Source organism: Streptomyces sp. NPDC059524, from assembly GCF_042749255.1.
Classification (GTDB): Bacteria; Actinomycetota; Actinomycetes; order Streptomycetales; family Streptomycetaceae; genus Streptomyces; species Streptomyces xanthii.
The window spans coordinates 26,867-40,927 of the sequence record NZ_JBHYTK010000001.1 but is presented as its reverse complement, the minus strand read 5'-3'; the positions used below and the strand labels follow the sequence as shown (position 1 = coordinate 40,927).

The 14,061-nt window shown below is 75.3% G+C and carries 1 protein-coding gene; it reads left to right on the top strand.

Going from position 1 to position 14,061, the window contains the following annotated elements; translation table 11 throughout:
* Positions 1-149 precede the first annotated feature (149 nt).
* Positions 150-14,060: an amino acid adenylation domain-containing protein gene (locus tag ACFW9D_RS00090; protein WP_384616403.1), complete on the top strand. Its 13,911-nt coding sequence runs from the start codon at positions 150-152 to the stop codon at positions 14,058-14,060.
* The last annotated feature ends 1 nt before the right edge of the window (position 14,061 follow it).

Genomic DNA, 14,061 nt, shown 5'->3' with positions numbered 1-14,061 from the left:
TCTCGCGTCGCGCGGGGGGGGGGCGCCCCCCCCCGCCCCCCCCCCCGCCCCCCCCCCCCCCGCGGGGGGGGGGGGGGCGGGGGCCGCCCCCCCCCGCCCCCCCCCGCGCCGCCTGGCGCACCGCCCTCGCGGACCTCGACGGGCCCAGCCTGGTCGCGGACGCCGGATCCGGCCGGGGCGCCGCCGCGGCGGCGCTGCCCGGGCAGATCTGGCACGAGACCGACGCCCCGACCACCCAGCGCCTCACCACCCTCGCCCGCTCCCTCGGCCTCACCCTCAACACCCTGGTCCAGGGCGTGTGGGCGCTGCTCCTCGGCGCCGAACTGGGCCGCGACGACGTCGTGTTCGGCGCCACCGTCTCCCACCGGCCGCCGGAGATACCCGGCATCGAGTCCACCATCGGCATGTTCATCAACACCCTGCCCGTCCGGGTGCGGATCCGCCCCGCCGAGACCCTCGGTGAGCTGCTCGGCCGGGTCCAGCGGGAGCAGGCCGCGCTCATCGAGCACCGCCACCTCTCCCTCACCGACGTCCAGGCCGCCGCCGGGACCGGTGAACTCTTCGACACCGTCGTCGTGTTCGAGAACTATCCGCTCGACCCGGCCGTCCTGCGCGCCGAGTCCCGCGGCCTGCGCCTGGCCGGCTTCGAGGTCGGCGACGCCACCCACTACCCGCTCAGCCTCCTCGCCATCCCCGGCGAGACCCTCCGCTTCCGCCTCGACCACCGCGGCGACGTCCTCGACGAGAGCGGCGCCCGGGAGCTGCTGCGCCGCCTCGACACCGTGCTCGCCGCCGTCGCCGAGCACGGCGCCGACCGGCCCGTCGGCCGCCTCGCCCTGCTGCCCGCCGACGTGGAGCACCGCGTCGTCGAGGAGTTCAACACGAGCGGCGACCCGGACGCGGGCCACACCCTGCCCGCCCTCTTCGAGGAGCAGGCCGCCCGCACCCCCGACACCACGGCCCTCGCCGTGGGCCCCGACACGCTCACCTACGCGGAGCTGAACGCGCGGGCGAACCGGCTGGCGCGGTATCTGGTGGAGCGGGGTGTGGGCCCGGAGAGCGTGGTCGCCCTGCGCATGCCGCGCTGCCTCGACCTTTACGTGGCGCTGCTGGCGGTGCTGAAGGCGGGTGGCGCGTATCTGCCGGTGGACGTGTCGTATCCGGCGGAGCGGATCGCGTTCATGCTGGAGGACGCGGCTCCGGCCCTGGTCCTGGAGGCGATGCCGTCGGGTCTTGAGGGGTACGCGGACGGGGATCTGACCGATGGTGAGCGGACGTTGGCGCTGCTGCCGCAGCATCCGGCGTACGTCATCTACACGTCCGGCTCCACCGGCACGCCCAAGGCCGTCGTCATGCCCGGCGGAGCGTTCGCCAACCTGCTCGCCTGGCACGCCCGCGAGATGCCCGGCCCGGCCGGGACCCCCGTCGCCCAGTTCACCACCATCGGCTTCGACGTCGCCGCCCAGGAGATCCTCGGCACCCTGCTGCACGGCAAGACCCTCGTCGTGCCGCCCGAGGACGTGCGGCGCAGCGGGGAGCAGTTCACCGCCTGGCTCGACGCGCACGAGATCGCCGAGCTCTACGCCCCGAACCTCGTCGTCGAGGCCGTCGCCGAGGCCGCCGCCGAGTCCGGCCGCACCCTGCCCGCGCTGCGCCACATCGCCCAGGCCGGCGAGGCCCTGACCCTCGGCCCCGGTGTGCGCGCGTTCGTCGCCGCCGTCCCCGGGCGCCGTCTGCACAACCACTACGGGCCGGCCGAGACCCACGTGATGACGGGCACCGCCCTGCCCGAGAGCCCCGCCGACTGGGCGGAGAGCGCCCCCGTCGGCGCCCCGGTCACCGGCGCCCGCGTCTACGTCCTGGACAGCGCGCTGCGCCCGGTCGCCCCCGGCGCCGTCGGTGAGCTCTACCTCGCGGGCGCGGGCCTGTCGCGCGGCTACCTGAACCGGCCCGCGCAGAGCGCGGAGCGCTTCGTCGCCGACCCGTACGGCGCCCCCGGCACCCGCATGTACCGCACCGGCGACCTCGGCCGCTGGAACGCCGACGGCCAGCTGGAGTTCGCCGGACGCGCCGACCACCAGGTCAAGATCCGCGGCTTCCGCATCGAGCCCGGCGAGGTCGAGGCGGCCCTCACCGCCCTGCCCGCCGTCGCCCGCGCCGCCGTGCTCGCCCGCGAGGACCGGCCCGGCGACAAACGCCTCGTCGCCTACGTCGTCCCCGCCCAGGGCCCCGTCGACCCCGCAGCCCTGCGCACCGAACTGGCCCGCGGCCTGCCCGAGTTCATGGTCCCGGCCGCCGTCGTCGCCCTCGACGCGCTGCCGCTCACCCCCAACGGCAAGCTCGACCGGGCCGCACTGCCCGCGCCCCGGACGACCACCGTCCGCCGCTCCCCGCGCTCCCCGCGCGAGGAGATCCTCAGCGACCTGTTCGCGACCGTCCTGAAGGTCCCGCGGCCCGGCATCGACGACAACTTCTTCGACCTCGGCGGCCACTCCCTGCTCGCCACCCGGCTCATCAGCCGGGTCCGTACCGTTCTCGGCGCCGAGATCAGCCTGCGCGACCTGTTCGAGGCGCCGACCGTCGCCGGACTCGCCGAGCGGCTCGACGGCGCCGCCGGAGCCCGCCCCGCCCTGGAGCCCGCGGCCCGTCCGGGCCGGCTGCCGCTCTCGTACGCCCAGCGCCGGCTGTGGTTCCTCGGGCGGCTCGACGGCCCCAACAGCACGTACACCATCCCGCTCGCCCTCCGGCTGCGCGGCGACGTCGACCGGGCCGCGCTGCGCGCCGCGCTCGCCGACCTGACCGCCCGCCACGAGACGCTGCGCACCCGCTACCCGAGCCACGCGGGTGAGCCCTACCAGGAGATCCTGCCGGCCGTCGACGCCGTGCCCGCGCTCGGCGTGGAGCCCGCCGAGGAGGCGACGCTCGCCGAGCGGCTCGCGCAGGAGGCCGCCCGGCCCTACGACCTGACCCGCGAACTGCCCCTGCGCGCGACCCTGTTCGAGCTCGGCGAGCAGGAGCACGTCCTGCTCCTGCTGCTGCACCACATCGCGGGCGACGGCTGGTCCCTCGCGCCCCTGGCCCGCGACCTCGGCCGCGCCTACGCCGCCCGGAGCGCGGGCGGCGCCCCCGACTGGGCGCCGCTGCCCGTGCAGTACGCCGACTACACGCTGTGGCAGCGCGACCTGCTCGGCGACGAGAACGACGACCGGTCCCTGCACGGCGCCCAGCTCGCGCACTGGCGCGAGGCCCTCAAGGGCTCGCCCGCGCACCTTGAGCTGCCCACCGACCACGCGCGGCCCGCCGTCGCGAGCCACCGCGGCGAGACCGTGCCCTTCCGGATCCCGGCCGCCCTGCACGAGAAGCTCACCGCCCTGGCGAAGGCCGGGGACTGCTCCCTGTTCATGGTGCTGCAGGCCGCGTTCGCCGCCCTGCTCACCCGGCACGGGGCCGGCACCGACATCCCGGTCGGCAGCCCGATCGCGGGCCGCACCGACGACGCCCTCGACGACCTCGTCGGCTTCTTCGTCAACACGCTCGTGCTGCGCACCGACACCTCCGGCGACCCCACCTTCGCCGAACTCCTGGAGCGGGTGAAGCAGTTCGACCTCGCCGCCTACACCCACCAGGACCTGCCCTTCGAGAAGCTCGTCGAGGAGGTCAACCCCGAGCGGTCCCTCGCCCGCAACCCGCTCTTCCAGGTCGTCCTCGCGCTCCAGTCCATGCCCGCCGCCGACCTCGCCCTGCCCGGCCTGACCGTCGCGCCCGAACCCGTCCGCGTCGGCTTCGCCAAGTTCGACCTGGGTCTCGCCGTCGTCGAGGAGCACACCGCGGACGGCACCCGGGCGGGCATCCGCGGCGACTGGGAGTTCAGCACCGAGCTCTTCGAGCGCACCACCGTGGAGGCCCTCGGCGAGCGCCTGGTCCGGCTCCTGGAGGCTGTCGCCGACGACCCGAAGCGCACCATCGGCTCCGTCGACCTGCTGGGCGCCGCCGAGCGCCACCGGCTGCTCGTCGGCCTCAACACGGCGACGGACGCCCCCGGACCGGCCCCGGCGACCACCCTCACCGCCCTCTTCGAGGAGCAGGCCGCCCGCACCCCCGACGCCACCGCCCTGGTCATGGGCGACCGCACGCTCACGTACGCCCAGGTCGACGCGCGCGCCAACCGGCTCGCCCGCCACCTCGTCGCCCAGGGCGCGGGACCCGAGCGGATCGTCGGCCTGCGCCTGCCCCGCTCCCTGGACCTGATCACCGCGCTGCTCGCCGTGTGGAAGAGCGGCGCCGCCTACCTGCCCATCGATCCGGACTATCCGGCCGACCGCATCGCGCACATGTGCGCCGACGCCCGCCCGGCCCTCGTCCTGGACGCCGTGCCGCAGGACCTGAGCGCCTACCCGGACACCCCGCTCACCGACGCGGACCGCACGGCGCCGCTGCGCCCGGAGCACCCCGCGTACGTCATCTACACCTCCGGCTCCACCGGGCTGCCCAAGGGCGTCGTCGTGCCCCACGGCACCGCGGCCGCGACCCTGCCGGCACAGTTCGCCGGGTTCGGCCTCGGCCCGGGAAGCCGCGTCCTCAACTTCGCGTCCATCAGCTTCGACGCCGCGCTGTGGGAGCTGACGGCCGCGCTCCTGTCGGGCGCCGGGCTCGTCCTCGCCGCCGCCGACGACCTGCTGCCGGGCCCCGGCCTGGCCCGGCTCGTGCGCGACCAGGGCGTCACCCTGATCGCCCTGCCGCCCAGCGCCCTGCCCGCGATGCCCGACGACGCGCTGCCGCCCGGCACCGACCTGATCGTCGCCGGTGACGTCACGGCCCCCGACCAGACGGCCCGCTTCGCCCCCGGCCGGCGCATGGTCAACGCGTACGGACTCACCGAGACGACCGTGTGCGCCACCATGAGCGAGCCCCTCGCCGGCGCCGTCGTGCCCCCGATCGGGCGCCCCGTGCCCGGCGCCCGCGTGTACGTCCTGGACGAGCGGCTGCGTCCCGTGCCGCCCGGCGTCACCGGCGAGATGTACGTCGCCGGCACCGGGCTCGCCCGCGGCTACCTCGGCCGCCCCGAGCTGACCGCCGCCCGGTTCGTGCCCGACCCGTACGCGCTCCTGTTCGGCGAGACGGGCGCCCGCATGTACCGCACCGGAGACCTGGCGCGCCTGCGCGCCGACGGCACCCTGGAGTTCGCGGGCCGCGCCGACCAGCAGCTCAAGATCCGCGGCTTCCGCGTCGAACCCGGCGAGATCGAGGCGGCGCTCACCGCGCACCCCGCCGTCGCCACCGCCGCCGTCGTCGCCCGCGAGGACGGCCCCGCCGGCACCGGCAAGCGCCTCGTGGCCTACGTCGTGCGCGACCCGCACGGCACCGAGCGGGACACCGCCCGCGGCGCCGACCAGATCGACATGTGGCAGGAGACGTACGAGCAGCTCTACGAGGCCGAGCCCGGCCGCGCGTTCGGCGAGGACTTCTCCGGCTGGAACAGCAGCTACACCGGCGCCGAGATCCCCCTGGCCGAGATGCGCGAATGGCGCGCGGCCACCGTCGACCGCGTCCTCGCCCTGCGGCCGCGCCGGGTCCTGGAGATCGGCTGCGGCACCGGCCTGATCCTCTCCCAGGTGGCCCCGCACGTGAGCGAGTACTGGGGCACCGACCTGTCCGCGAGCGTCGTCGACCAGCTCCGTGCCCGCCTGGAGACCCGGCCCGACCTGGCCGGGAAGGTCACCGTGCGCGCGGGCGCCGCGCACGAGACGCAGGGCCTGCCAGAGGGCTGCTTCGACACCGTCGTCGTCAACTCCGTCGTCCAGTACTTCCCGAACGCCGACTACCTCGCCGACGTGCTGCGCGCCACCGCCCGGTTCCTGGTCCCCGGCGGCACCGTCTTCCTCGGCGACGTCCGCAACCTGCGCACCCTGCGCACCTTCCGCACCGCCGTGGAACTGCGCCGCGCCGGCGCCTTCGCCGACCCGGCCGCCGTGCGCGCCGCCGTCGAGCAGTCCCTGACCACCGAGAAGGAACTCCTCCTCGACCCCGACTTCTTCACGGATCTCGCCGCGCGCGAGCCGCTGTTCGCCGGCGCCGACATCACCCTGCGCGCCGGCTCCCACCACAACGAGATGAGCCGCCACCGCTACGACGTCACGCTGCGCCGGGCCCCCGCCGACGGCGCCGGCCAGGACGACCGCAAGGCCGGGGGAGAGCGGACCCTCGTCTGGGGCACCGACCTCGACACCGCCGACGCCCTCGAAGAGGCGCTGCGCCACGGCGGCCCCCTCCGTATCACCGGCATCCCCAACGCCCGCCTCGTTCGCGAGAGCGCCGCCCTGCGCGCGCTCGACGGGCCGGCCGCCGCCGAGGCCGCCGGACTGCTCGACGGGCCGCTGCCCGCCGAGGCCCTCGACCCCGACACCCTCCACGCCCTCGGCGCCCGGTGCACCTGGGGCGCCCGCGACGACACCTTCGACGCGTACCGGGGCGACGGCCCGGCCCACCTGCCGCGCGGCGGCGAGGCCCGGCCGTTCGCCAACGACCCCGCCCGCGGCGGCGAGGACACCCGGCTCACCGGCGCTCTGCGCGACCTCGTCGCCGAGCGGCTGCCCGCCCACATGGCCCCCGCCGCCTACGTGATGCTCGACGCGCTGCCCCTGACGGCCAACGGAAAGCTCGACCGGGCCGCCCTGCCCGCCCCCGACCAGGGCGCCGAGGCCACCGGACAGGAGCCGCGCACCCGGCGCGAGGAGATCCTCTCCACCCTGTTCGCCGAGGTGCTCGGCCTGCCCCGCGTCGGCATCGACCGCAGCTTCTTCGACCTCGGCGGTCACTCGCTCCTCGCGACCCGTCTGCTCAGCCGCATCCGCACCGTGCTCGGCGCCGAACTCGCCGTCCGCGACCTGTTCCAGGCCCCCACCGTCGCCGCGCTCGCCGAACGCATCGACGGCGCCCAGGAGGCCCGGCCCGCCCTGACCGCCCGTACCCGCCCCGACGAGGTGCCGCTGTCCTTCGCCCAGTACCGGCTCTGGTTCCTGCACCGCATGGAGGGCCCCAGCGCCACCTACAACATCCCGATGAGCCTGCGCCTGACCGGCGACCTGGACCGGGACGCCCTGCGCGCCGCCCTCGGCGACGTCACCGCCCGCCACGAGGCGCTGCGCACCGTCTACCCCGAGCGCGGCGGCGTCCCGCGCCAGCAGATCCTCGAACCGGCCACCCCCGCCCTCGAGACCCGGACCGCCACCGTCGAAGGGCTGGAGGCCGACCTCGCCGAGGCCGCCCGCCGCGGCTTCGACCTCGCCCACGAACCGCCCCTGCGCGCCTCCCTGTTCGAGCTCGGCGAGCGGGAGCACGTCCTGCTCCTGCTCATGCACCACATCGCCGGTGACGGCTGGTCCTGGCCGCCGCTCGCCCGCGACCTCACCGAGGCCTACGCCGCCCGCCGCGCCGGCCGCGCCCCCGACTTCGCGCCGCTGCCGGTCCAGTACGCCGACTACACGCTCTGGCAGCGCGAACTGCTCGGCGACGAGCACGACCCGGACAGCCGCCACGCCCGCCAGCTCGCCCACTGGGCCGAGGCCCTGAACGGGATCCCGGAGGAGCTGCGGCTGCCCACCGACCGGCCCCGCCCCGCGGTCGCCACCCACCGCGGCGACCAGGTGCCGTTCCTCATCGAACCCGCCCTGCACCAGCGGCTCGCCGCCCTCGCCGGCGAACGCCGGGCCAGCCTGTTCATGGTGCTCCAGGCCGCGTTCGCGACCCTGCTCACCCGGCACGGCGCCGGCACCGACATCCCGGTCGGCAGCCCGATCGCGGGCCGCACCGACGACGCCCTCGACGACCTCGTCGGCTTCTTCGTCAACACCCTCGTGCTGCGCACCGACACCTCCGGCGACCCCACCTTCGCCGAACTCGTCGACCGCGTACGGGAGACGGACCTCGCGGCCTACGCCAACCAGGACGTGCCCTTCGAGAAGCTCGTGGAACGGCTGCGCCCCGAGCGCTCCCTGTCCCGGCACCCGCTCTTCCAGGTCATGCTCGCCTTCCAGAACAGCGGCGAGGCCCGCCTCACCCTGCCCGGCCTCACCGCCGAGGCACTTGCCGTCGGCGTCGGCGTCGCCAAGTTCGACCTGCACCTGAGCATGGTCGAACTGCGCGCGGGCGACGGCGCGCCCGGCGGCGTCCGCGCCGCCCTGGAGTACAGCACCGACCTGTTCGAGCGGAGCACCGCCCAGGCCCTCGTCGACCGGCTGCTGCGCCTCCTCGAAGCCGTCGCGGACGACCCCGGCGCCCGCGTGAACCGCATCGAACTCCTCGACCCCGCCGAACGCCGGCGGGTCCTCGAGGACTGGAACGAGACCGAGGCGACGGAGCGGACCGAGGACGCGCGCGTCCCGGAGCTCTTCGAACGCCAAGTGGCGCGGACGCCGGACGCCCTGGCACTGGTGCACGACGACGCGTCGCTCACCTACGCGGAGCTGAACGCGCGGGCGAACCGGCTGGCGCGGTATCTGGTGGAGCGGGGTGTGGGCCCGGAGAGCGTGGTCGCTCTGCGCATGCCGCGTTCGCTGGATCTGTATGTGGCGCTGCTGGCGGTGCTGAAGGCGGGTGGCGCGTATCTGCCGGTGGATGTGTCGTATCCGGCGGAGCGGATCGCGTTCATGCTGGAGGACGCGTCCCCGGCCCTGGTGCTCGATGCGATGCCGTCGGGTCTTGAGGGGTACGCGGACGGGGATCTGACGGACGGTGAGCGGGCGTCGGCGCTGCTGCCGCAGCATCCGGCGTACGTCATCTACACGTCCGGCTCCACGGGCACGCCCAAGGCCGTCGTCATGCCCGGCAGCGGCCTCGAGAACCTGCTGACCTGGCACGCCCGCCGCTTCCCCGGCGCGGCCGGTGTGCGCACCGCCCAGTTCACCGCCATCGGCTTCGACTTCTCCGTCCAGGAGATCCTCTCCCCGCTGGTCATGGGCAAGGCCCTGGTCGTGCCGTCCGAGGACGTGCGGCACAGCGCCGAACTCCTCGCCGCCTGGCTCGACGAGCAGGAGGTGTCCGAGCTCTTCGCGCCGAACCTCGTCGTCGAGGCCGTCGCCGAGGCCGCCGCCGAGGCGGGCCGCACCCTGCCCCGGCTCACCGACATCCTCCAGGGCGGCGAGGCCCTCACCCCCAGCGCCCGCGTCCGCGACCTCGCCCACGCGCTCCCCGGCCGGCGCCTGCACAACGTGTACGGCCCCGCCGAGACGCACGCCGTCACCACCCACACCCTGCCCGCCGACCCGGCCGACTGGCCGGCCTCCGCGCCGATCGGACGCCCCGTCGACCACGACCGCGTCTACGTCCTCGACAGCGCCCTGCGCCCCGTGCCGCCGGGCGTCACCGGCGAGCTGTACCTCGCGGGCGCGGGCGTCGCCCGCGGCTACCTGGGGCAGCCCGCCCAGACCGCGGCGCGGTTCGTCGCCGACCCGTTCGGCGCCCCCGGCACCCGCATGTACCGCACCGGCGACCTCGGCCGCTGGAACGCCGACGGCCTGCTGGAGTTCGCCGGGCGCGTCGACCACCAGGTCAAGATCCGTGGCTTCCGCGTGGAGCCCGCCGAGGTCGAGGCGGAGCTCACCGCCCACCCGGGCGTCGTCCGCGCCGCCGCCGTCCCGCACGGCGACCGCCTCGTCGCCTACCTCGTTACCCGCGACGGCGTCGACCTCACCGAGGTCCGCGCCCGCCTCGCCACGAAGCTGCCCGACTTCATGGTGCCCTCCGCCTGGATCGCCCTGGACGAGCTGCCGCTCACCCCGAACGGCAAGCTGGACCGCGCGGCACTGCCGGCCCCGGACGCCCCCGACGCGGCCGGCCGCGCCCCGCGCGACCCGCGCGAGGAGGTCCTGTGCGGCCTGTTCGCCGAGGTCCTCGGCGCCGAACGGGTCGGCATCGACGACAACTTCTTCGACCTCGGCGGACACTCCCTGCTCGCCACCCGCCTGCTCAGCCGCGTCCGTACCGTCCTGGGCGCCGAGATCTCGCTGCGCGACCTGTTCGAAGGGCCCACCGTGGCACGGCTCGCCGAGGCCGTGGCCGCGGCCGAGCACGGCCGGAGCCGTCCCGCCCTCGTGTCCAGGCCCCGGCCGGACACCCTGCCCCTGTCGCCCGCCCAGCGGCGGCTGTGGTTCCTGGGCCGGCTCACCGGCGGCGACCCCGGCTACAACATGCCGGTGGGCCTGCGCCTGACCGGCACCCTGGACGCGGAAGCCCTCGAAGCGGCGCTCGCCGACGTGACGGCCCGCCACGAGACCCTGCGCACCGTCTTCCCCGAGGACGAGGACGGCGGCCCCCGCCAGCACATCCTCGCCCCGGACGAGGCCCGCCCCGTCCTGCACCTGTGCGACACCACCGAGGACGGGCTCGCCACCGAACTCGCCGCCGCCGCACGGCACTCCTTCGACCTCACCACCGACCTGCCCCTGCGGACCGTCCTGTTCCGCGTCGGCGAGCGGGAGCACGTTCTGCTGCTGCTCATGCACCACATCGCCGGTGACGGCTGGTCGCTCGCCCCGCTCACCCGCGACCTCGTCACCGCCTACGACGCCCGCCGCGCCGGCCGCGCCCCCGAGTACGCGCCGCTGCCCGTGCAGTACGCCGACTACACGCTGTGGCAGCGCGAGGTGCTCGGCGACGCGACGGACCCGGCCAGCACCGTCGCCCGGCAGAACGCCTACTGGAAGGAAGCACTGGCCGACCTGCCCGACGAGCTGCAACTGCCCGCGGACCGGCCCCGCCCGGCCGTCCCCGCGCACCGTGGCGAAGCCGTCTTCCGCACCCTCGACCCCGCCCTGCACCGGCAACTGCTCGACCTGGCCCGCTCCAACGGCGCCAGCCTCTTCATGGTGCTCCAGGCCGCCCTGTCCGCGGTCCTCACCCGGCACGGGGCGGGCACCGACATCCCGGTCGGCAGCCCGATCGCGGGCCGCACCGACGACGCCCTCGACGACCTCGTCGGCTTCTTCGTCAACACCCTCGTGCTGCGCACCGACACCTCCGGCGACCCCAGCTTCCGTGAACTCCTCGACCGCGTCCGCGAGTTCGACCTCGCCGCGTACGCCAACCAGGACGTGCCCTTCGACAAGCTCGTGGAGGAGCTCAGCCCCGGGCGCTCTCTTTCCCGGCACCCGCTCTTCCAGGTGCTGCTGGCTCTCCAGAACACCCCGGAAGCCGTCCTGGAGCTGCCCGGCCTCACCGTGCGGCCCGAGGTGGTCGCCCTCGGCGCCGCCAAGTTCGACCTGACGTTCAACCTGGCCGAACGGCACACGGACGGCGAGCCCCAGGGCATCGACGCCGTGCTCGAGTACAGCACCGACCTGTTCGACGCGGCGACCGCCCAGGCGCTCACCGACCGCCTGATCTCCTTCCTGCGCTACGTCTCCACCGACCCCGACATGAGCATCACCGACGTGCCCGTCCTGGGCGCGGGGGAGCGCAGCCTGGTCCTCACCGGCTGGAACGACACGGCACACCGCCCCGGCCGGGAGGCCGCCGACGCCTCACTGCCGCGCCGCGTCGCGGAGCGCGCCACCGCCACTCCGGACGCCGTCGCCGTCACCGAACCCGGCGGCACGACCCTCACCTACGCCGCCCTGGACGCCCGCGCCAACGCGCTGGCGCACCGCCTCGTCGCCGACGGCGTCCGCCCGGGAACCCCCGTCGCCGTCCTCCAGGAACGCTCCGCGCACCTCGTCGTCACCACGCTCGCCGTCCTCAAGGCGGGCGGAGCCTACGTGCCGCTGCACACCGGCTACCCCGAGGACCGGATGCGGCACGTGCTGTCCGACACCGGGGCGACCCTCCTGCTCACCGACGACACGCACGCCGCGACCGCCGCACGCCTGGGCGTCCCCACCCTCACCCCGGACGACGGACCGGGCGCCGAGCGCACCGACGCCCCCGAAGTCTCCGTGCTGCCCGACCAGTTGGCGTACATCATGTACACCTCCGGATCCACCGGCGTGCCCAAGGGCATCGGCATCACCCACCGCGACGCCATCGCCCTCGCCGTGGACCGCTGCTGGGAGACCACCGCCGACTCCCGCGTCCTCATGCACAGCCCCTACGCCTTCGACATCTCCACCTACGAACTGTGGAGCCCCCTCCTGGCCGGCGGCCGCATCGTCGTCGCGCCGCCCGGGAACATCGACGCGCACGCCCTGCGCGGCGTCCTGGCCGAGCAGGGCGTCACGTCGCTGCTGCTGACGGCCGGGCTGCTCGGTGTGGTCGCCGACGAGGCCCCCGAGGTCTTCGCGGGCGTCAAGGACGTGTGGACGGGCGGCGACGTCGTGTCGCCCACCGCCGTGCGCCGCGTCCTCGAAGCCTGCCCCGGCACCACCGTCAAGGTCCTGTACGGGCCGACCGAGATCACCCTCGGCTGCACCTGGCACCGCTTCACCGAGGCCGGACAGGTCCCGGCCGCCGTGCCCATCGGCCGCCCCCTGGACGAGACCCGCGCCTACGTCCTGGACGAGCGCCTGCGGCCCGTGCCGCCCGGCGTCCCCGGTGAGCTGTACATCGCAGGCGCCGGCCTCGCCCGCGGCTACCTCGACCAGCCGGCCCGCACCGCCGAGCGGTTCACGGCCGACCCGTACGCCGAACTCTTCGGCGACGTCGGCGGACGCATGTACCGCACCGGCGACATCGCCCGGCGCGGCGCCCGCGGCCTCCTGGAGTTCCTCGGCCGGTCCGACCAGCAGGTCAAGATCCGCGGCTTCCGCGTCGAACCCGGCGAGATCGAGACCGCCCTGGCCACCCACCCCGCCGTCACCCGCGCCGCCGTCGTCGCCCGCCCCGGACCCGGCGGGGACAAGGCCCTCGTCGCCTACCTCGTCGGCGAGGACGTGCCCACCGGCGAACTCCGCGCCGAACTGGAACAGTCGCTGCCCGACTACATGGTCCCGGCCGCCTTCGTGCCCATGACCTCCCTGCCGGTCACCCCGAACGGCAAGCTCGACCGCGCCGCCCTGCCCGAACCCGTGTGGGGCGGCGGCACCGGACGGCTGCCCCGCGGCCCGCGCGAGGAACTGCTGTGCCGGCTGTTCGCCGAGGTCCTCGGCGCCGAACGGGTCGGCATCGACGACAACTTCTTCGAACTCGGCGGCCACTCCATGCTCGCCACCCGCCTCGCCGGACGCGTCCGCGCCGAACTCGGCGGCGACATCGGCGTACGCACCCTCTTCGAAGCCCCCACCGTCGCCGCGCTCGCCGCGCGCATCGACGGCGAACCGGGCGGCCGGCAGGACCCGTTCGGCGTCGTGCTGCCCCTGCGCGCGGGCGGCGGCGGCACCCCGCTGTTCTGCGTCCACCCGGCCGGCGGCTTCGGCTGGATCTACTCCGGACTGCTGCGCCACATCGACCGCGAGCAGCCCCTGTACGCGCTCCAGGCCCGCGGCCTGAGCCAGGAGGAGCCGCTGCCCGCCGACATCGACGCCATGGCCCGCGACTACGCCGACCAGATCCGCAAGACCGTCCCCGAGGGCCCCTACGAGATCCTCGGCTGGTCCTTCGGCGGCCTCGTCGCCCACGCCGTCGCCACCCGGCTCCAGGAAGAGGGCGCCGAGGTCAGCCTCCTCGCCGTCCTCGACGGCTACCCCGACGCCTACGACGGCACCGAGCACGAGGTCGGCGAGGAACAGGTCCTCGCGATCCTGCTCAACGCCGCGGGAGTCGACCGCGCCGAGGCCTTCGGCGACGCACCCCTGGAACGCGCCGCCGTCCTCGAACGGCTCGGCGAGACCGGCAGCGCGCTCGCCCATCTCGACGACGCCTCGGTCACCCGCATGGTCACCGTCTTCCTCAACAACACGCGGCTCATCGCCGACTTCCGGCCCGCCCGGTTCGACGGCGACCTGGTGTTCTTCGGCGCCACCGTCGGCCGCACCGACCCCGCGCTCACCCCCGGCAACTGGAGCCCCTACGTGTCCGGCCGGGTCGAGGAGCACCACCTGGACACCGACCACGCCGGCCTCGCCCGGCCCGAGGCCCTCGGCCGGATCGCACGCACCCTGGCGGACCGCCGCGCCCCGCGGGCCGGCCACTGAA